18 protein-coding genes are annotated in these 21323 nt (G+C 31.5%); 7 read left to right on the top strand and 11 right to left on the bottom strand.

The genetic code is table 11. The features are described 5' to 3' along the window. Positions 1-50: 50 nt before the first annotated feature. Positions 51-2336, bottom strand: a complete 2286-nt coding sequence (locus tag ACKTST_RS00700) for an NADP-dependent malic enzyme (protein ID WP_408045875.1) — start codon at positions 2334-2336, stop codon at positions 51-53. 138 nt (positions 2337-2474) lie between these two features. Here ACKTST_RS00700 and ACKTST_RS00695 point away from each other — a divergent pair, with 138 nt between their 5' ends. Next, the gene (locus ACKTST_RS00695) at positions 2475-3092 is read left to right on the top strand and encodes a PAS domain-containing protein (RefSeq protein WP_408045874.1); all 618 of its coding nucleotides are present in this window, start codon (positions 2475-2477) and stop codon (positions 3090-3092) included. 54 nt (positions 3093-3146) lie between these two features. Here ACKTST_RS00695 and queG read toward each other — a convergent pair whose 3' ends face one another. After that, positions 3147-4088 (bottom strand): tRNA epoxyqueuosine(34) reductase QueG, encoded by a 942-nt coding sequence (gene queG / locus ACKTST_RS00690; protein ID WP_408045873.1) that lies wholly within the window; start codon positions 4086-4088, stop codon positions 3147-3149. A 119-nt stretch (positions 4089-4207) separates the two neighbouring features. On the opposite strand from queG, the gene ACKTST_RS00685 reads away from it, so the two are divergent. The 3 genes from ACKTST_RS00685 to ACKTST_RS00675 all read left to right on the top strand — a co-directional run bounded on the left by ACKTST_RS00685 (position 4208) and on the right by ACKTST_RS00675 (position 9732). Beyond that, positions 4208-6802 carry an AsmA family protein gene (locus ACKTST_RS00685; RefSeq protein WP_408045872.1) on the top strand — a complete coding sequence of 865 codons (2595 nt, stop codon included), beginning with the start codon at positions 4208-4210 and terminating at the stop codon, positions 6800-6802. 114 nt (positions 6803-6916) lie between these two features. Next, positions 6917-9382, top strand: a complete 2466-nt coding sequence (locus ACKTST_RS00680; protein WP_408045871.1) for a DUF5686 and carboxypeptidase regulatory-like domain-containing protein — start codon at positions 6917-6919, stop codon at positions 9380-9382. 107 nt (positions 9383-9489) lie between these two features. Next, positions 9490-9732 carry a MoaD/ThiS family protein gene (locus ACKTST_RS00675; protein ID WP_408045870.1) on the top strand — a complete coding sequence of 81 codons (243 nt, stop codon included), beginning with the start codon at positions 9490-9492 and terminating at the stop codon, positions 9730-9732. 8 nt (positions 9733-9740) lie between these two features. Here ACKTST_RS00675 and ACKTST_RS00670 read toward each other — a convergent pair whose 3' ends face one another. Genes ACKTST_RS00670 through recO form a run of 3 tightly spaced genes read right to left on the bottom strand, consistent with a single transcriptional unit; the run spans position 9741 to position 13262 of the window. Continuing rightward, positions 9741-10022, bottom strand: coding sequence for a DUF3817 domain-containing protein (locus tag ACKTST_RS00670; RefSeq protein WP_408045869.1), 282 nt, complete (start codon positions 10020-10022; stop codon positions 9741-9743). Between the two features lie 9 nt (positions 10023-10031). Beyond that, on the bottom strand, positions 10032-12536 hold the full coding sequence (locus ACKTST_RS00665) for a TonB-dependent receptor (RefSeq protein ID WP_408045868.1): 2505 nt from the start codon (positions 12534-12536) through the stop codon (positions 10032-10034). Positions 12537-12539: 3 nt separating this feature from the next. Next, positions 12540-13262: a DNA repair protein RecO gene (gene recO / locus ACKTST_RS00660; protein ID WP_408045867.1), complete on the bottom strand. Its 723-nt coding sequence runs from the start codon at positions 13260-13262 to the stop codon at positions 12540-12542. A 92-nt stretch (positions 13263-13354) separates the two neighbouring features. Here recO and ACKTST_RS00655 point away from each other — a divergent pair, with 92 nt between their 5' ends. Continuing rightward, positions 13355-13828 (top strand): CYTH domain-containing protein, encoded by a 474-nt coding sequence (locus ACKTST_RS00655; RefSeq protein ID WP_408045866.1) that lies wholly within the window; start codon positions 13355-13357, stop codon positions 13826-13828. Positions 13829-14009: 181 nt separating this feature from the next. Here ACKTST_RS00655 and ACKTST_RS00650 read toward each other — a convergent pair whose 3' ends face one another. The 5 genes from ACKTST_RS00650 to ACKTST_RS00630 are packed head-to-tail and all read right to left on the bottom strand — an operon-like array spanning position 14010 to position 18798. Beyond that, positions 14010-15326 carry a sensor histidine kinase gene (locus ACKTST_RS00650; protein WP_408045865.1) on the bottom strand — a complete coding sequence of 439 codons (1317 nt, stop codon included), beginning with the start codon at positions 15324-15326 and terminating at the stop codon, positions 14010-14012. An 11-nt stretch (positions 15327-15337) separates the two neighbouring features. Next, on the bottom strand, positions 15338-16045 hold the full coding sequence (locus tag ACKTST_RS00645; protein ID WP_408045864.1) for a LytR/AlgR family response regulator transcription factor: 708 nt from the start codon (positions 16043-16045) through the stop codon (positions 15338-15340). A gap of 13 nt (positions 16046-16058) precedes the next feature. After that, on the bottom strand, positions 16059-17384 hold the full coding sequence (locus ACKTST_RS00640; protein ID WP_408045863.1) for a histidine kinase: 1326 nt from the start codon (positions 17382-17384) through the stop codon (positions 16059-16061). A 6-nt stretch (positions 17385-17390) separates the two neighbouring features. After that, on the bottom strand, positions 17391-18032 hold the full coding sequence (trhA, locus tag ACKTST_RS00635; RefSeq protein WP_408045862.1) for a PAQR family membrane homeostasis protein TrhA: 642 nt from the start codon (positions 18030-18032) through the stop codon (positions 17391-17393). Then, on the bottom strand, positions 18004-18798 hold the full coding sequence (locus tag ACKTST_RS00630; RefSeq protein ID WP_408045861.1) for a lysophospholipid acyltransferase family protein: 795 nt from the start codon (positions 18796-18798) through the stop codon (positions 18004-18006). The genes trhA and ACKTST_RS00630 overlap by 29 nt, the downstream gene beginning before the upstream one ends. 93 nt (positions 18799-18891) lie before the next feature. Here ACKTST_RS00630 and trpS point away from each other — a divergent pair, with 93 nt between their 5' ends. Then, positions 18892-19860 (top strand): tryptophan--tRNA ligase, encoded by a 969-nt coding sequence (trpS, locus tag ACKTST_RS00625; protein WP_408045860.1) that lies wholly within the window; start codon positions 18892-18894, stop codon positions 19858-19860. A gap of 45 nt (positions 19861-19905) precedes the next feature. Beyond that, on the top strand, positions 19906-20208 hold the full coding sequence (locus ACKTST_RS00620; protein WP_408045859.1) for a DUF6370 family protein: 303 nt from the start codon (positions 19906-19908) through the stop codon (positions 20206-20208). A gap of 62 nt (positions 20209-20270) precedes the next feature. Here the strand turns inward: ACKTST_RS00620 and ACKTST_RS00615 are convergent, their stop codons facing one another. Continuing rightward, a complete protein-coding gene (locus tag ACKTST_RS00615) occupies positions 20271-21311 on the bottom strand; it encodes an NADP(H)-dependent aldo-keto reductase (protein WP_408045858.1) in 1041 nt (346 codons plus the stop codon). Between the last annotated feature and the right edge of the window lie 12 nt (positions 21312-21323).

The following is a 21323-nucleotide window of genomic DNA, read 5'->3' as shown; positions in this document are numbered from 1 at the left end:
TAGACAAAATAATTATTTTAAAAAAAGCCCTTTTTATAAGGGCTTTCTATTTATTTTTTCTTGGATTTCATCTCTTTATTTTGAGCATCTACAACCGCTACAGCAGCCATATTTACCATTTCATCTACACTTGCACCCAATTGTAAAATGTGAACTGGTTTACTCATACCTAACAAAATCGGTCCTATTGTTTCAACTTCATCAACCTCTTTCATTAATTTATAAGTGATGTTTGCTGATTCTAAATTAGGAAAAATTAAAACATTGGCTCTTTTTCCGTTTAATTTAGAAAATGGAAACTCTTTTGCTAACAAATCTGGATTTAAAGCAAAATCTGCTTGCAATTCCCCATCAACCACAACATTTGGGTAATGACGATGGATATACGAAACTGCCTCTCTAATTTTAGTAGAACTCTCCGACTTTGACGACCCAAAGTTTGAAAATCCTAACATCGCAACATTAGGTTTCATACCAAACATTTTAGCTAAAACTGATGTTAATTGAGTAATTTTAGCTAAATCTTTTGCTGTTGGATTGATGTTGATAGTAGTATCTGCCAAAAACATTGGTCCTTGTTTTGTAAGCATCATATTAGTTGCAGCAACTCTTGTTACTCCATGGTCTTTTTCAATCAACTCTAACATTGGCTTAACTACTGATGGGTATGGTCTTGAATACCCTGTGATTAACGCATCGGCTTCACCCGAGTTTACCATCATTGCTGCAAAATAGTTGCGTTCTCGCATCCATTTTTGTGCTTCTAAAAACGTAATTCCTTTACGTTGTCTTGTTTTCCAAAAAGTTTCAGCGTAACGATTTCTTCTTTCTTCCTCTTCATCTGTTTTAGGATCAATAATCGGCACATCAGCATCAAAACCTAACTCAGCCTTTAATTCTAAAATGATTTCTCGTTTTCCTAATAAAATTGGTTTACCAATTTTTTCCTCATAAACTCTTTGTGCTGCTTTTAACACATCTAAATGATCTGCTTCGGCAAAAACCACACGTTTAGGGGCTTTTTTAGCTCTGTTATGTAACAAACGAACTTCTTTACTCCCGGTTCCAGAACGATCCATTAGTTCTTCACGATATTTTTCCCAATCTTCAATAGGTTCTTGAGCAACTCCAGAATCAATTGCTGCTTTTGCAATTGCTGGTGGAATTTCATAAATTAATCTTGGATCAAATGGCTTTGGAATGATATACTCTTTTCCGAAAGAAAGACTTACCTCATCATACACAATATTTACTTGCTCTGGCACCGATTGTTTTGCTAAATCTGCCAACGCAAGTACCGCAGCCATCTTCATTTCTTCATTAATCTTTTTAGCTCTCACATCTAGTGCTCCTCTAAAAATAAATGGAAATCCTAATACGTTATTTACCTGATTAGGATGATCTGATCTTCCTGTTGCCATGATAATATCATCTCTTGTAGCAATTGCTAAATCGTAATCAATTTCTGGCTCAGGGTTTGCCATAGCAAAAACAATAGGATTCTTTGCCATAGATAACAACATTTCTGGTGAAACTACATTTCCTTTAGACAACCCTATAAACACATCAGCATTTAACATTGCTTCTTCCAATGTATTTACATCTTCATCAGTAGCAAACTCAGCTTTTTGAGAAGTCAAGTTTTCTCTATCTTTTCTAATTACTCCTCTACTATCACACATTATTACGTTTTCACGTTTAGCTCCTAAGGCTAAATACAAACGTGTACACGAAATAGCAGCAGCACCAGCACCGTTTACAACAATCTTTACATCTTCAATGTTTTTCTTATTGATTTCTAATGCATTTTTTAAAGCCGCAGCAGAAATAATTGCTGTACCGTGTTGGTCATCGTGCATTACAGGAATATCTAATTCCTCTTTTAGTCTTCGTTCTATCTCAAAAGCTTCTGGTGCTTTGATATCTTCTAAATTGATTCCTCCAAAAGTTGGAGCAATTGCCTTTACCGTTTCTACAAATTTATCTACATCAGTTGCATCAACTTCAATATCAAAAACATCAATATCGGCAAATATTTTAAATAACAACCCTTTCCCTTCCATTACTGGTTTAGAGGCTTCAGGACCAATATCTCCCAACCCTAAAACGGCTGTACCATTTGATATTACAGCCACTAAATTACTCTTAGCTGTGTATTTATATACGTTGTTTTTATCTTTCGCTATTTCTAAACAAGGTTCAGCTACACCTGGTGAATACGCTAACGATAAATCGTGTTGTGTTGCATATTTTTTTGTAGGCACTACTGCTATTTTTCCTGGCTTCGGTTTGGCATGGTACAGTAACGCCTCATGCCTTTTTCTAGAATCTCTCATAGGTTCGTTCTTGTTTGTTTGAACTTACAAATATACAGTTTGTTACTAAGTAAAAAGAATTTACAACCTGATAAAAATCATATTTCGTCTTTTCATTTCTTAAGACATTTGTACTAATGTTAAACCAAACAAATTAAAATGGAAACTAATTTAAGACACGTTATCGACGAAGAAGTAAAATGGGACAAAACTAAAACCATTGTAAGTAAAACAGATATTTATGGCACTATTTTATATGCCAATGATGTTTTTTCTAAAACTTGTGAGTACAGTACTATTGAACTAATTGGAGAGCCTCATAATATCATCCGTCATCCTGATATGCCAAAAGTAGCTTTTAAAGCTTTATGGGATGCATTAAAAAAGGGCGAGAATTTTCATGCAATCGTAAAAAATCTAACAAGAACTGGAAGATACTACTGGGTTATCACAGATTTTACAATTGACAAAGATAGCGAAGGCAAAGTTGTAGGATATACCGCTAGAAGAAAGGCGGTGCCAAATGGAGTTGTGAAAAAAATTGAGCCGGTATACAAAACTCTTTTAGATATAGAAAAACTAAAAGGTGAAAAAGCAAGTGAATTATATTTTGAAGCTTATTTAAACGAAGAAGTAGGTAAAAACTATAATGATTTTGTCGTTGATTTATTTAACGAAGAACTTTCTAAAGAAGAGGAAGAAAAAAATAAAAAAGAAATAAACTCTCTAAAAAAAGGATTGAATTGGTTCTTTTTTGGAGAAGCAAATCCTAATTAAGAAATTCCCCAAAAACATTTTTTGTTTTTCCCTTTATCAACCGAATAAATTCTCTTATTTATTCGGTTGTTCTTTTTGTAAAAACTGAATATTTCTAGTAAGTCCTGAAAACTTTGTTCTTTTTACTGCCGATTTTTTAAATACTTTACTAAACGTTTCTTGTGTTAATTCTTGCCAATCGCGTTTTGTCATTCCTAACAAACCTTCTTGCGGATTAAACAATGGTTCATCATGCGGTTTTGAAAAACGATTCCACGGACAAACATCTTGACATACATCACAACCAAACATCCAATCTTGCATTTTTCCTTTAAATTCTAATGGAATTGCATCTTTTAATTCAATTGTTACATATGAAATACATCTGCTCCCATCAACTGTATTATTGGGTAAAATTGCTTGCGTTGGGCATGCATCAATACAACGAGTACAGTTACCACAGTGGTCTGTTCTAAAAGGAACATCATAGGCAAGCTCTAAATCGATAATTAATTCAGCTAAGAAGAAAAATGACCCATGTTGTTTTTGAATTAATAACGAATGCTTTCCGTTCCAACCTAAACCAGCTTTTTCAGCCCAAGCACGTTCTAAAACAGGAGCAGAATCTACAAAACATCGACCAGAAACTTCTCCTATTTCATCATTAATTAATTGCAATAATTCTCGCAATTTATCTTTAATTATATGGTGATAATCTTGTCCGTAAGCATATTTAGAAATCTTATAACTTCCTTCTTGCTGAACTTCCGAAGGAAAATAATTATACGACAATGAAATAACCGATTTTGCTCCATCTACCAACAATCGCGGATCTAAACGTTTGTCAAAATGGTTTTCCATATAGTGCATTTCTCCTTGATACCCATTTTGCAACCATTCTTCCAATCGAGGAGCTTCTTTTTCTAAAAAATCTGCTTTTGCAATACCACAACCCAAAAACCCCAAACGTTTTGCTTGTTCTTTAATAAAGGTTGAGTATTGTTGTTTTTTAGTCAAAATGTAAATTTTATGCACCGCAAAATTACCAAAAGAAAAATTATAATTTCCTTCACTACGTATTTACAAATAATTGCTGAACTTTGTTCGTTAGTATTATATAGCAAACTCTATTCATTATGAAAAAGATATATAAAATAGCACTAGGTATTATCGCGTTTTTTTTAGTTCTTTTAATTAGCATACCACTATTGTTTCAAGACAAAGTGATGAACTTAGTAAAAACTACGATTAACAATAATGTAAATGCTAAAGTTGATTTTAGCGATTCTAATCTTAGTTTGATTAGAAATCTCCCTAATGCTACAGTTCAACTATACGATTTAACGGTAATAAATAACGCTCCGTTTGAAGGAGATACTTTAGTGTATGCTAAAGAAGTAAACTTAAAATTAAAGCTTACCGAGCTTTTAAAAAACACTTCTGAACAATTAAATATTCAGTCTTTTACTATTGATGATGCTTTGGTAAACGTTTTAGTTAATGAAAAAGGGAATGCAAACTATGATATTGCAAAACCTTCTGAGACTGAAGAAACGAATGAAAATACATCAAGTTTTGGATTCTCACTTAATTCGTATGCTGTCAACAACTCAACTATCAAATACAACGATAAGCAAGGTAAAATTAATTTAGAGTTAACCGATTTTAATCATACTGGAAGTGGTGATTTTTCGCAAGAAAATTCAGAATTAGATACTCAAACATCTACACTAATTTCTTTTGGAATGGATGAAAACACCTATGCGAAAAATCAAAAAATTGAATTGGATGCAATTTTAGGAATGGATTTAACCAAAAAGAAGTTTTCTTTCCTAAAAAACGAAGTAAAAATTAACAATTTACCGTTAGTTTTTGATGGATTTGTGCAGGTAAACGACGACAATCAAGAGGTTAATATTAACTTTAAAACTCCTTCATCAGACTTTAAAAACTTCTTAAAATTAATTCCAGAAGCCTACACAAAAAGTATCGCAAATGTAGCCACTACTGGAGATTTTAGCGTAAACGGAAAAGTAACAGGAACTATTGATGACACTCATATTCCGAAGTTGGATATTGCTATACAATCTAACAACGCTTCATTTAAATACCCAGATTTACCTAAAAGCGTACAAAACATTCATATTGATGCGCAACTAAAAAACACAACAGGTAAAACTGAAAACACTTTTGTTACCATTAATAATTTATCTTTTAAAATTGATGAAGATACTTTTTCTGGAAAAGGAAACGTGTACAATTTAACAACCAATCCTAAAGTGAATGCTGATGTAAAAGGAACGCTGAATTTAGCCAACATTAACAAAGCATATCCTATTGATTTAAAAAATGAATTACGCGGAATTTTAAAAGCCGATTTACATACTGAATTCGACATGAAAGCGATTGAAAACAACACGCTCAATCGTATAAAAAACAGCGGACAAATGGAAGTAAACGACTTCGTTTTTTCTTCGGAAGACGTTGTAAATCCTATTCATATAAAAAACACAAAGGTTAATTTTACTCCGAGTGTTGTTTCATTAACTAAGTTTGATGCAACTACAGGGAAAAGTGATTTAAACGCTACTGGAACTCTTAAAAACTTATTAGGGTTTTTACTTTCTGACAACAAATTACAAGGAGATTTTAAAGTAAACTCAAACACTTTTTATGTGAGTGATTTTATGGAAGAAAATCCTTCTAGCAAACCCGAAAAAGAAACTTCTTCAGAAGAAAAACAAACCGAAAGTTTAAAAATTCCTGCTTTTTTAGATTGCTCAGTATTAGCAAATGCTAAAACCGTTCATTACGACAATTTAACTTTACAAAACGTAAAAGGAAGACTTCTTTTAAAAGATGAAAAAGCGATTTTGCAAGATGTAGACGCTGCTATTTTCAACGGTCAAATTGCGTTAAACGGAGAAGTAAACACACAACAAAAAAAGCCTACTTTTAATATGAAATTAGGCATTAAATCGTTTGATATTGCTCAGTCATTTGCTAGTTTAGATCTGTTACAATCGTTAAGCCCAATTGCTGGCGCTATGGATGGTAAATTAAACTCTGATATTGATTTAGCAGGAAGTTTAAATGATGATTTTACACCTAATCTTACTTCTGTTTCTGGAAATGCTTTAGCACAATTACTCACCACGACTATTAATCCGAAGAAAACAAAATCATTGAGTTTATTAAATGAAAAATTATCGTTTATCGATTTAACCAAACTCGATTTAAAAGACATCAAAACTTTCCTATCATTTAAAGACGGACAAGTAGTTGTAAAACCTTTCGATTTAAAATATAAAGACATCGGAATTACTGTTGGAGGTAGCCACGGTTTTGACAAAACGATGAACTACAATGTTACTTTAAATGTTCCTGCTAAATATTTGGGTAATGAAGCTCAAGGTTTACTTTCTAAATTAAGCGCAAAAGACCAACAAAACATTACAGTTCCTATAACAGCTAATCTTACAGGCAATATGACAAATCCTACTGTAAAAACTGATTTGTCTTCATCGGTTGCAAAGCTTAGTCAAAAACTTATCGATCAACAAAAAGATAAATTGGTAAATGATGCCTTAGGAGGCTTACTAGGAAACAAAAAGAAAGATAGTACCGCAACCGACAATAAAAAAGAAGAAACCGTTAAAAAAGTAACAGATGTGTTAGGTGGTTTATTCGGAAAAAAGAAGAAAAAACAACAAAAAGACACTGTTAAGTAACAACTTAACTATTCAACAGTCATATTAAGAAGACTTTGTAAATTGTTTAACATTTCTTAAATATTTAATACAAGGTTCTTCTTTTATGTTTGCTGCAATCAAACTTTAATGACTATGAAAAATATAATTACCCTTCTATTTGTTACATTTTCGTCTATTGTTTTTTCTCAAATAACAGGAAAAGTTACCGACACCAAAAACCAACCTCTCTCTTTTGTAAGTGTGTATATAGAAAATACAATTACAGGTACAACAACCAATTCTAATGGAGAATATGAATTAAAAATAAATACCAAAGGAAAACACGTTGTTATTTTTCAGATGTTGGGCTACAAAACGATTAAGAAAGAAATCGATGTATCTTCTTTTCCGTTTACCGTAAACATTGCACTTCCTGAAGAAGAAGTTACTTTAGATGAAGTTGTAATCTCATCTAAAGAGAATCCTGCAAACAGAATTATTAGAAACGCTATTGCCAACAAAAATAAAAACACCGACAAATTCGCTGAGTATACCGCAGATTTTTACTCTCGTGGGTTGTTTAAAGTAAAAAACCTTCCGAAGAAATTTTTGGGGCAAGATATTGGTGATATGGGAGGCGGATTAGATTCTACCAGAACAGGAATTGTTTATCTTTCAGAAACAGTTTCTAAAATTGCTTTTCAAAAGAAACCTCAACATTTTAAAGAACATATCATCGCTTCAAAAGTAAGCGGACAGGATAACGGAATTAGTTTTAACCAAGCTGAAGATGTAAACTTTAACTTTTATGAAAACTCATTTGATTTGGCAGATGTCAACGTAATTTCACCTATTGCTAATGGTGCTTTTGGTTATTATAACTACAAACTAACAGGTGTTTTTTATGATGAAAAAGGAAAGCTAATTAATAAAATTCAACTACTTCCAAAACGAAAAAACGACCGTGTTTTTAGCGGTTATATTTATATTGTTGAAGATGATTGGGCTATTTACGGTGCCGATGTTATTATTACAGGCACTCAAATTAGTATGCCGATGGTAGATTCGTTACACATTAAACAAAATTATAATTTTTCAACAACTAATAAAGCTTGGGTACCGGTAACACAAACCATCGATTTTAAAGCTGGTATGTTTGGATTTAATTTTAACGGACGTTTTTCAGCATCGTATTCAAATTATAATTTCTCTCCTGGGTTTACCCAAAAAACGTTTAGCAACGAAATACTTTCTTTTGCTGAAAATGCTACTGAAAAAGATTCAGTATATTGGAATACTATTCGCCCAGTAGCATTAACTACTGAAGAAAAATCTGACTACAAGTTAAAAGACAGTATTAAAACCATTAGAAAATCAGAAAAGTATTTAGATTCTATTGATGCTAAAAACAATAAATTTAAACTACTGGATGTTCTCTCAGGATATACGTATCGAGACACCTATAATAAATGGTCGTTAAGCACTTCTTCTCCTATTGAAAATTTAAATTTTAACACTGTACAAGGCTGGAATTCTTCTATAGGAGTTAACTACCGAAAATCGCTTAATGAAAAAGGAAGACGATTTGGTGCTGGCATTGATATAAACTATGGTTTTGCTGAAAAAAAAGCACGTCCTACCGCCTATTTTAACTACTTATGGAACAGCACTTCAAGACCTTTTTTATCAGTTTCAGGAGGAGTTTCGACACCTCAATTTAACAATAAACAACCTATTTCTAAATTCTGGAATACTATTAGTTCTATCGGATTTGAACGAAACTATTTAAAGATTTATGAAAAAACCTTTGCTAAAGCTTCCTTCTCAAAAGAAGTTACTAACGGAATTCGTATGTCTTCCTCGTTAGAGTTTGCCGATAGAAAACCCTTATTTAACACAACTGATTATGTAATGCTTCCGAAAGATGATGTCAGTTACACGTCTAACAATCCGCAAAATCCTACCGATTTTTCAACAGGTTTTACACCGCATCACATGTGGACATTTTCAATAGGTGCCAACATAAACTTCGGTCAAAAATATTTGTCATATCCTGATGGAAAATTCAACATTACAAACAATAAATACCCATCATTATTTATCGGATATCAAAAAAACTTCGGCTCAGGAAATAATGAATGGAACTCAGATTTAGTGTTTTCTCAATTATACCAAAACATCAGCTTAGGCAACTGGGGTGAATTTTCTTACAAAGCCAAAGGAGGTATGTTCTTAAAGCAAAAAGATATTCCGTTTATAGATTATGCTCATTTTAACGGAAACCGCTTATTGGTTGCTCCAAAAGACAATTATTTAAATAATTTTTACATGTTGCCATACTATCAATTAAGCACAAACGACAAGTTTGGAGAATTGCATGGAGAATATAATTTTAAAGGAGCTTTGTTGAGTAAAATTCCGTTAGTAAATAAATTAAATTTTCATCTAGTTACTAGCGCTAAAGGATTATTTACAGGAGGTAACAAACCATATTCAGAATTCGCAGTTGGTTTAGATAATATTGGTTTTGGAAAATGGCGTTTTCTCCGTGTAGATTTTGCCCGTTCTTATTTTAACGGAAAGCAAGAAAACAGGGTTGTTTTTGGTATAAAGTTGTAATTTTGTAAACACATGAAACCCTCATAGAGGGATTAGGTAAAACCAAGATAAACACCCCTGTAAAAGGAAATAGCTAAATATCAATTAGTTAATATAAATTTAAACGTATGAAAACAACCTTATTACTTTTTGGTATTGCTACAGATTTAATTGGAAGCTCTTCTTTGGAAATAGAACTTCCAAATACAATGACTATTGCTAGTTTTAAAGAATTTCTTACAACACAATTTCCTGATTTTAAAAAAATGAGTTCGTATGCAGTAGCTATTAACGAAAGTTATGCTACTGATGAAACATATATTAAGGAAAATGATATAATTGCCATTATTCCTCCTGTAAGCGGAGGATAATGGTTATGTTAAACTTCTTCTTTCTTTAAAAACTTTCCAACAAAAAAAGTTCCGAAAGGCAAGATAGATAACAAGCAAACGATACCGAAGGTTTTGTTACTCCATTTTAATTCCATCTTTAATAAAATAGCTAACGCTATATAGGCTACAAATAAAACTCCATGAGGCATTCCTAACATTTTTACATATTCAGGATTTCCTTGCATGTATTTAATTGGAACTGCTATAAAAAGTAGTAAAATGTAAGATACACCTTCTAATAAACTTACTAATCTGAAAAAATTAATCATTTGTTGTGCTTAAAAATTGGTTTGCAAAGATATTGAAATATTACGTCCTGCTGCCGAAACACCTGAAGCAAATTCTTTATAATGCTCATCAAATAAATTAGACAGTTGCGCTTGTATTGCAATGTTTTTTGTAAACTGATATTTACCATACAATCCAACGGTCATCCAACTAGGTGTTCCATAATACTTGTTGATATCTTCAGTTGCATCAGGATTAACAATTGGAGTTAAATCATGATTGTCTATCCCTTCAGTTAAGTTGTAATCTGAAATATCTTTTTTAGCATTAAAAACTAAAGTAGCACCCACTTCAAACTTCTTATTAGTATAACTTAAATCAAAACGACCAAACAATGGCGGAATAGACGATAATGGTTCATCAGGAATATCTTCTCCTTCACCTGAATCGATTGTATTTCCTTTTGTATAAGTTATCGATCCGGATGTCTTCCAATGATTTAAAATTTTTCCTTCATAACTTGCGGTAAAACCAGTTATGTATGCTCTTCCTCTATTAAAATTCGTTAAAATTTCTCCATCTATTACATTGTATTCATCACCTTCATAATACACTGTACTCTGACCGAAGAAAGGATACGGAATTCGGGTAATATTTTGATCTAAGATTGTGTAATACGCGTTTAATCCTGCTCTAAATTTTCTATTGTTAAAATACTTTTGAATTCCAACCTCAAAATTGTACGCATATTCAGGACCTAATTCAGTATTAGGAACGGTTAATCGACCACTTTTTTCTCTAATTTTCCCAACATCATCAATATTAGGAGAACGGAAACCTGATGACACAACTCCGTTTAATTGCCAATTCTTTGTTGGTTTATACACATAACCTATCGTAGCTGTGATAGATTGATTATCTAATCGAATATCATTTTGTGGAATATCAATAAATGTCTCATCTATCCATCTTGCTTTTAATACGGTATGTGTACCTCTAACACCCGTGTTTAAAGTAGATTTTGAATTAATATCTTGACGATAATCAATATAAAAAGCAGAACTCAAATAACTACTTCCCCCGTCTGGATAACGAGATTGAACAGCAAAATCTCCATCAAAACCTACAATTTTATTTTCGTTAACTCGTAAAGTTTTTCCGTAAGAGTTTGAAGCAACATCGTTGTAAGCTATTTCAACACCATATCCTAAGTTTCTGTGTGCTGCTAGTGGAACATTAAAATCTCCATTCAAACTAAAAACATCTACTGCTTCTTTTCTGTAAGAACGCTCTAAGCTTCCAAATTTTCGTTGAATACGACTCTCTTTCATATTTTGATACGCTAATGTAATCGTTCCTTTATCTAACCATTTTTTCTTCGGATTGATTAGTAACTGCGGAGAAATTAACAAACGTTCTTGTGGTCCATAATACCATTCAGCAAATTTTAAATTTCCGTTTCCTTTCAATTCTGTTAATTTATCAAAACGTGGAATATTTGACGATGTTGAATACTGTAAGTTTAGTTTAAAATCGGTATTTTTTGAAAACGGAACGTAGAATTTTTGTAACAGATCTGTTTGGCTATACCCTGTATTTCTTTGGATGTTTTCGTTAGAATTTACAACAGGTGTGTCGTTATAAAAGGTATTTGTATTATCTGAGTAAAACGGTACTTTTCCCCAGTCATCAAAACCATGAGAGCGATTTTTACCCATACGTAAATCGCCAAAATTACTATGAGATACACTTGTAAAAGACCCCCATTTTTTAAAACTTAATTCTGTTGAAACAACATTGGTTACTTCATTATTTGCTGAACTATATCGTAAAAATGAACTTCCTTTTATTTTTGTTCCTTTTTCAGAAAGTTTTGGTGTTTTTGTATAATAATGGATTACTCCTCCCAAAGCATCAGACCCATAAATAACTGAAGATGGCCCGAAAACAATTTCGGTTCTGTCTAATAAATTCGGAGCTACTGTAATTGAGTTTTGTAAGTGTCCTTTTCGATAAATTGCATTGTTCATACGAACACCGTCAACTACCAATAATACTCGGTTACTTTCCATTCCTCGCATTACTGGGCTACCGCCTCCAAATTGTGATTTCTGAATTTTTATCCCAGGAACACTTGATAATAAATCTGCAGATGTTTGAGGTGACAATCTTGCAATCTCTTTAGAAGAAACCACTGCTATTTGTTCAGCAATTCTGTTTGTTTTTTCTCTGTTTTTAAATACTGATACTATAACTTCGTCTAATTGTTCAGAATTTTTAGACAAATAAACATGGTAATTGTTCTTTTTTAATACTGATTTTTTCTCTTGAAATTCTGCATATGATACATGTGAAAAAATTAATGTTTCATCTTTTGAAAACTCTGTCACATCTACTTTTCCAGCTTCGTCGCTTATCGCAGAAATTGTTTTATTCTTATTAAATATTGCAACAGCTTCAACAGGTTTTCCTGTTTCGGCATCAATAATAGTAAGGTTTTGAGAGTAAATTGAAGTAGTAAGTACTAAAAAAAATACAGTAATTATTTGTTTCATAAATTAACTAAACACGGTTTCTAAAACGTCTAACGACTTTGGTTTCCTAAAACCCTCCAAATGCAATTCGTAATATTGAACTATAATTCGAAGGATAATTTGCCTATCCTTTTTTGAATAGGAGATTGAATTTATTGCATCAAAATTTATGCCCAAAAGGCTTTTGAAAAGATTAATTTCATCACCAATTAAAACTCCTTTTTCATATTCCTCATCAGTAAAGCTTCCCTCTAACAAACTAAACCCTTTTTTATGAGCTTGAGAAACATCAGGGTAAAACCCTAAATACTTAGATAAGTTCAGTAAAAACAACAAGTGAAAGTTGGCGACTTCATCGTGAGTATCAATCCAAATTAAAGAAGTTTCAATGTATTCATACAAAAAAGTATTCTCTTCTTCTTCTTGTATAATTGTGGATAATATCTCTGATAAAAACAGCACTATTGTTTGCTTAATTACAGAGGTGTGTACCGTTTGATAAGGATGAATCACCTGAACTTCTTTAATAGAATGTAAAGAACTTTTATTACTATGATTTGCTGTAATTTGTAATTGAGTTAATGGCTGGAAGTGGGCTGCTTTCAACTTTCCTTTTTTTGATTTTAAAACCCCTTTTATCATGTACGACTTTACACCTTCTTGTAACGTAAAACACTTTACAATTAAACTGGTGTCACCATACTTAAGAGAATTTAAAACAATGGCTTTTGTAGTAACAATCGCCATTTAGTAGAAGTTAAGCGTTAAAATCATTCTTCAAAGATATTCAATAATATCAACAAAAATGGTACATTCGTACAAATTAGAACTCCTTTTGAATGGCAATAGAAATAGAACGAAAATTTTTGGTAAAATCTCATGATTTTAAACAAGAATCGTTTCAAAAAAAATATATAAAACAAGGGTTTTTAAATTCTGCTAAAGAACGTGTAGTTCGAGTAAGAATTAAAGATGATCAAGGATTTTTAACTATTAAGGGACCTTCAAATACCAGTGGAACTTCTCGTTTTGAATGGGAAAAAGAAATACCTTTGAATGAAGCTGAAAATCTTTTTGAATTGTGCGAAAAAGGAATTATTGAAAAGTTCCGATATCTGGTAGAAATTGACACTCATATTTTTGAAGTTGATGAGTTTTTAGGTGAAAACAAAGGGTTACTTATTGCAGAGGTAGAGTTAAATAACGAAAACGAAATTTTTGCAAAACCAAACTGGTTAGGAATAGAGGTTACAGGAATAGAAAAATATTACAATTCTAATTTAAGCAAACATCCTTTTGTAGAATGGAAATAAAAAAAGGTTAAAGCTTTCACTTTAACCTTTAGTCTCTCATGTTAAGATTGTGAATTCCCCCAAAACCACAATTTCCCTAAGTGTTATACAAATTTACAGAAACTCTTCATTGCAAAATTTAGTTTTAAACGATTGGTAGTAAAAAGTTAATAATTCGTATAAAATTAAAAACAATTAACATTTATAAAACATAAGGAAAAGTGATTAAAACCTCAGTTCCTGTATGGTTTTTATCAGAAATATCTTTAACACTCACAAAAGTATTATCTCCATACATCAGCTTTAATCGTTCTTTTACGATGTTTATTCCAAACGATTTTTTGTTTTTAGATTGATATCTGTTCCTGTTTTTTGCAGCGTGTAACCCAATACCATTATCTAAAATTTTTACATTTATATTGCCTTCTTTTAAATCTATACAAAGACACAATTTTTTATCTTCTTTTTTTAAACTCAGTCCGTGCCAAATTGCATTTTCAATAAAAGGTTGTAAAAACAACGGAACAACTTTTAACTCTTCTTGGGCTATTACATCATCAACTTCTAACGTAAAAGTGAAACTGTTTTTTAACCGCATCTGTTCTAACTTAATGTAAATAGATAAAATCTCGAGCTCTTCTTTTAATGTTATTGTGTTTTCGTTAGTTACTTGTAATACTTTTCTTACCAGTGAGGAAAACTTGGTAATAAAATTTGAAGCTTCTTCTATTTTGTTTTGAACCACATAATTGTTAATAGAATTTAATGAGTTAAATAAAAAATGTGGATTCATTTGGCTTTGTAAAGCCGTCATTTTTAAGTCTGAAATTTGATTACTTTGCTTTAGTAAATTTACCTCAGCTTCTCTTTTTTTATCTTCAATTTCTCGTAAATAATTACCAATTAAAACGGCAAAAATTACACTTTGAATAATTGCTCCTACAAAATAATAAAACCTTAAATGTACTTTAAAGTCTAGTAGATAATAATCTCCTTTAATCATTTTTATTGAGCTAATATTAGCAAACAACAAGAAAATAATTGAGCCTAAAATCAAATAAAAAACTTGTTTTGTTTTCTTCTTTGAAATAATATAAAAGACCATGAATGCACAGACGGTTGAAAAAGGAACCGAATATGCAACAACAATTTTTTGAGCTTCATATCCATAAAAAAACTGTACAGCTATTAAAACAAAAGTAAAAACCAACAAGATTTTAGCTAGAATAAGTATTAAGTTATCTAGCTTAGGAAAGTCTGCTTTTAAATCAACTAAACTTCTTACAAAATAGATAAAAGACGCGTAAGCAACATATTGAATTGAAAAACTTAAATATTGGTAATAGTACTGTATTGTTTCACTTGTAAAAACTTCTCGTATTAAGTAAATTGTTAAACACAGCAAATAGATACTGTAATATTTATGAATGGCATCTTTATTCTGAATATATATAATAAAGTGATAAACGAAAAGCACTACAAGCCCTCCTCGTATCCATGAATAAAACGCCGATGTCATGTCTAACAGCACTACTTATCTAAATTCAAGGCATTAATTACTTCATTTTTTTTACTTCTACTAACTGCTACAATTGTACCGTCATTTAAGGTTAATTCATTTACTCCTTTGTTATATTCTGCTACATAAGTAAGATTTACTACATAAGAATTATGAACCCTTAAAAACTCAGGGCAAACAAACTTTTTTTGTATTTCTTTTAATGTTTTTGTAGCCACAATCGTTTTTCCATTAGTTAAATGAATTGTTGTATAACTCTTATCAGACTTTAAGTATAAAACTTCTTCTTTCGGTATTAAATACACTTTACCATCTGCTTGTATATTTATTTTTATGGGAACTTCTTCAAAAACCCTTTCATTTAACGCTTTTTTTACTTTAATCATTGCCAAAGTAAGCTCATCTATATCAATAGGTTTCATTAAATAATCTAGAGCTTGCGCTTTAACTGCTTTAATTCCATACTCATCGTATGCTGTTGTAAAGATTACTTCAAAATTCCTATCTGGAAATTTTTCAATAAATGAAAAACCATCCATCTCAGGCATTTGAATATCTAAAAAAATTAAATCTGGTTTTAGCTCTTTTACTATGTCTACAGCAATTATTGGCGAACTACATTTTGTTATAGACAACTCTTCATTTAAGCATTTATTTAGTTTCCATTCTAATGCTTCTAAAGCGTCCCTTTCATCGTCGATGATTACAATTTTTAACATTTCCCTTTAGTTTTTAAAATTTTTCACTCGGGAAAACAATGGTAACCTTAGTTCCTTTATTTTCCATATCACTTATGAGTAAATTAACCTTCGGGGGGGAATAAATTAAATCTAACCTGTTTTTGACTGTATCTATTCCAAAGGATTTTCGTTGAATCCCTTGGCTCTTATTTTTATTTAACGACTCTTTATAGCCAACTCCATTATCAATTACTTCAGTAATAATGTAGTTGTTTTCTTCTTTTACTTTTATAAGTAATTTTTTATTTCCTTCTTGTAGAGTTAATCCATGCCAAATCGCATTTTCTACAAAAGGTTGCAAATATAAAGGAACTACTTTTATCGAGCTGGTTTTTATATCTTTATCTACGATGATTTCGTAGTTGAAACTATTTCTTAGTCTAGCTAATTCAATATTAATATATAATTCGGCAATTTGCAACTCTTCCTCTAAAGAAATGTATACTTTTTCGGTAGTTTGTAATACTTTTCTTATTAAAGATGAAAATTTAGATATATAAGCAGAAGTTTCTTCTTTCTTATTTTGAAGTACAAAATTGTTTATTGAATTTAATGAATTGAATAAGAAATGAGGATTCATTCTGTTTTTAAACGCTGTCATTTTCAATTCATATAATTGTGCAGATTTTTTGTGAAGGTTAAGTTCTGCCCTAGACTTTTCTATCTCTTTTTTCTTTAAAACATCAGCAATTAAGAATGCATATATTATGGTTTGAATTAATATTCCAACAAAGAAGTAGAACATGTGATGTACATTCAAATTAATTAAAAAAGATTCGTCTTTAATAATTTTTAATGCTGTTATATTAGCTCCTAATAACGCTATAATTGATCCCAGTAAGGAATAGAGTCCGACCTTTGTTTTTATTATTTCAACAAAAGCTAACCCTCCTACTAAAGCAATTGTTAGAACTGGAGCACCGTAAAGAAGTACTTTTTTTTGAGTTTCAAACCCATAAAAAGCCTGAACAACAGCTAATAAAAGAGCTATAATTAATAGTAATATTGATACTTTTTTTGCTGCTTTATTCCACTTAGGATAATCTTCCTCAGTATTTAATAGTTTTCGAGTGAAATGAATGTAAAATGAAAATGAAATAAACTGAATTGAAAAAACTAAATACTCATAAACACAAGTCATAAACTCTCCTTCAAAAACATCTTTAATTAGAAAAATAAAAATCCCAAAAAGATAAATTGAGTAGTATTTATAAATATCTTCTTTATGCTTTAAATAAAACACAAAATGATATATCAATAAAAGGAAAATCCCTCCTCGAATCCAAGAATAAAATAATGAGTTTATGTCGAGCAGCATACTTTTTTAAATATAAAAAAATATTGTAATAAAATGACACAAACTTCCTAAAAGCACAAATACATGAAAAATTGCGTGGTTGTATGGTATTTTACTTATCGAATATAAAATAGCTCCAAGTGTGTAAGAAACTCCTCCAGCTACTAAATAATAAAGTCCTTCAGTCGGTAAATTATTCATTATGGGTTTTATAAAAAACACTACTTGCCATCCCATCAACACATATAAAACAGTTGATAGCTTATCGAACTTCCCTGTAAAAAACAATTTTAAAACAACTCCTAACAAAGCGCAAAACCAAACAAATAAGAACATATACCAACCAAAATTATTATTTAAAACCACCAAACAAAAAGGAGAATAGCTTCCGGCTATTAACACGTAAATAGCAGCGTGATCAAAAATATTTAGTCTTCTTCTTAATTTAGGTGAAGTTGATGCATGATAAAAAGTAGATGCTGCATATAAAATCACCATGCTAACGCCATAAATAATAAAACTAGCACGATTCCAAAATCCGTCGTAATTAATCGACTTTTCTACTAAAAACACCAAACCTACAATACTCATTAACATTCCAAAACCATGAGTAAGCACATTTAGTTTTTCTTCTGTATCGCTATAATGGTGATTTAAACTCTCGCTCATTATTGGGTCTGTTAGTATCTTTCATATATAACTCATCTTGTGTCAATTCATTATACATCAAATCAAACGCTTGCTTTTTTAATGCTTCTTTATCTTCAATAGTTAAGTTACTTGTTTCAATAAACTTGCATTGTTTCACTCTAAAAGTACCTGGACGTCCTTTAAAAAAATCCCAAGAAAAGTAGCGTTTCGCATCATAATATACTTGAGTTACTATAGGCATTTGATATTCTATCGATAAACTAAACGCCCCATTGGTAAAAGGTGCTAAAATTACATTTTCAGTCGGTACTAATCCTTCAGGGAAAATTCCAATGCTTAGTCCGTCATCTAAACGTTTTTTAACTCTTTCATACACTTGTTTTCTACTTTTCGGATCACTTCTATCAACCATAACTACTGCTTTTTTATAGAAATATCCAAAAACAGGAAGTTTTACCAGCTCTTTTTTTCCGACAAATAAAATCGGATTCTTACTCAGCGCAATCATAATCCACGGATCTAATAAAGAGGCGTGATTTGCTATAAACATGTAACTTTTATCTAAAGTTGTTTTTTCTTCAAATTCAGCCTTTAATCGAAATCCCATTCCGTAAATCAACACATAAGACCAAGCTCTCATTAATTTCCAAAAAGTTCCGTAGTATTTTTCATCAGAAAGTAACACTAAAACCAATGGCGACATTAATAACACCGTTGCAATCATTAAAACATAAAACCAAACACGCCAAATAAACCGAACTGGAAATAGTAAATATTGTATCATAGTTGCGAATGTAGTAATTTCTTTTGTTTGACGGATTTTAACCTTACTTTTGCCTACTAACTAATTAAGTTAATTCTTAAATTTTAAAATTACATGCCAAGAGTTTTAACAGGAGTACAAAGTACAGGAACTCCGCACTTAGGAAATTTATTAGGAGCAATTTTACCAGCTATTGAAATGGCAAATGACCCTAATAACGAATCGTTTTTATTTATTGCAGACATGCACTCTTTAACTCAAATTAAAGACGGAAAACAATTACGTGAAAACACCTATAGTACTGCAGCTACTTGGCTTGCTTGTGGAATTGACATTAACAAAACTGTTTTTTATCGTCAAAGCGATGTTCCTGAAACTACTGAGTTAACGTGGTATTTAAGCTGTTTCTTTCCATATCAACGTTTAACGTTGGCGCATAGTTTTAAAGATAAAGCAGATCGTTTATCAGATGTTAATGCTGGATTATTTACTTACCCAATGTTAATGGCTGCTGATATTTTATTATATGATGCAGAAGTTGTACCAGTTGGAAAAGATCAGTTGCAACACTTAGAAATGACTCGTGATGTAGCTAACAGATTCAACAATATTGTTGGTGACACCTTAGTTCCGCCTCAAGAAAAAATAAACGAGGAGACTAAATTAGTACCAGGTACTGATGGAGAGAAAATGAGTAAATCGAGAAATAATTTTATCGATATTTTCTTACCAGAAAAGAAATTGCGTAAGCAAATAATGGGAATTCAAACCGATAGTAAAGCGTTAGAAGACCCTAAAGACCCAGATACTGACAATGTATTTGCATTATACAGATTATTGGCATCTGATACTCAAATTGCTGAAATGCGTGCCAATTACGAAAATGGAGGTTATGGTTACGGACACGCAAAACAAGCTTTATATGAGTTAATTCTTGAAAAGTTTGCTGATGTACGCGCTAAGTACAATCACTACATGGAAAATAAACATGAAATTGACGAAGCATTGGCAATAGGAGCAGAAAAAGCTCGTGTTGTTGCTAAAGAGGTTTTACAAAGAGTTCGTGAAAAAGTAGGGTATTAAAAATTTTATTCTGAACTTGCTTTCAGAATTTCTAAATATATTATCATGAAAAAAGTTTTTGTATTAGTTTTCTTCGGAATACTAGCTTGTTCAACTCCAAAACAAAAAGAACAAATTGTAGAAGCTTCTTGCGGACAATGTCAATTCGGACTGAAATCTAAAATGGGTTGCGATTTAGCTATAAAAATTGATGATAAAGCCTATTTTGTAGAAGGAGCACATATTGATGATTATGGCGATGCCCATGACGAAAACATTGGTTTTTGTAATGTAGTTAGAAAAGCCAAAGTAACAGGAACTATAGAAAACAATACCTTTAAAGCTACTTATTTTGAAGTTATAGAATAAACTAAAACTCCGATGAAGATTCATCGGAGTTTTAGTTTATAATTATTTTGCTTCTTTATAAATTAAGGTGCTGGATTAGGAATCATAGCATGTATTACTTCTATTTCATCTAAAATTTCTTCTGACAGTTCAATATTAATAGAATCGATATTTTCTTTTAACTGACTCATTTTTGTAGCTCCAATAATATTACTCGTTACAAAAGGTAATTGATTAATATACGCCAATGATAACTGAGCTAAAGTTAATCCGTGTTTTTCTGCAATTTTTAAATATTCTGCTACTGCCTGTTGAGAACCTTCAGTCATATAACGAGCTATAAAACGCGGAAACAATGTTCCTCTTGCTCCTTCTGGTTGACCTCCATTTAGATACTTTCCTGATAACACTCCCTGAGCTAATGGAGAATAAGCTAACAAACCAATATTTTCTCTCATGGAAACTTCAGACATTCCTACCTCATATCCTCTATGAATTAACGAATATGAGTTTTGAATGGTTAACATTTTGGGTAAATTATGTTGTTCTGCAGTTTGTAAATACTTCATAGTTCCCCAAGGAGTTTCATTCGATAATCCAATATGCTTTATCTTACCTTGTTTAACAAAATCGTTTAAAGTTTCTAAAATCTCTAAATGGTTTTCAGCTTCTTTTGTAGAGGTTTTATAGGGATAATCTCGCACCCCAAAACAATTTACACCGCGATCGGGCCAATGGAGTTGATACAAATCGATATAATCGGTTTGTAGGCGTTTTAAACTACCTTCAATAGCTTCGGTAATATTCTTTCTTCCAAACTTACCCGAACGAATGTGAGCTGTGTATGCGCCTCCTCCTGCTATTTTAGAAGCCAAAACTACTTGATCTCTTTTCCCTGTTTTTTTAAACCAGTTTCCAATGATTCTTTCGGTAGCTCCATACGTTTCTGGAGTAGCAGGAACTGAATATAACTCAGCTGTGTCCCAAAAATTAACACCACGTTCTAAGGCATAATCCATTTGCTCAAATCCATCTTCTTGTGTGTTTTGACGCCCCCAAGTCATGGTTCCTAAACATATTTTTGAAACTTTTGTATCGGTATTTGGTAGTGTTGTATATTTCATAAATTATCTATC

This window comes from Tenacibaculum crassostreae (genome assembly GCF_964512405.1).
In the GTDB taxonomy this organism is placed as follows: Bacteria; Bacteroidota; Bacteroidia; order Flavobacteriales; family Flavobacteriaceae; genus Polaribacter; species Polaribacter crassostreae.
Note: the sequence above shows the minus strand (reverse complement) of the source record. Positions and strands in the feature narration are given on the sequence as shown.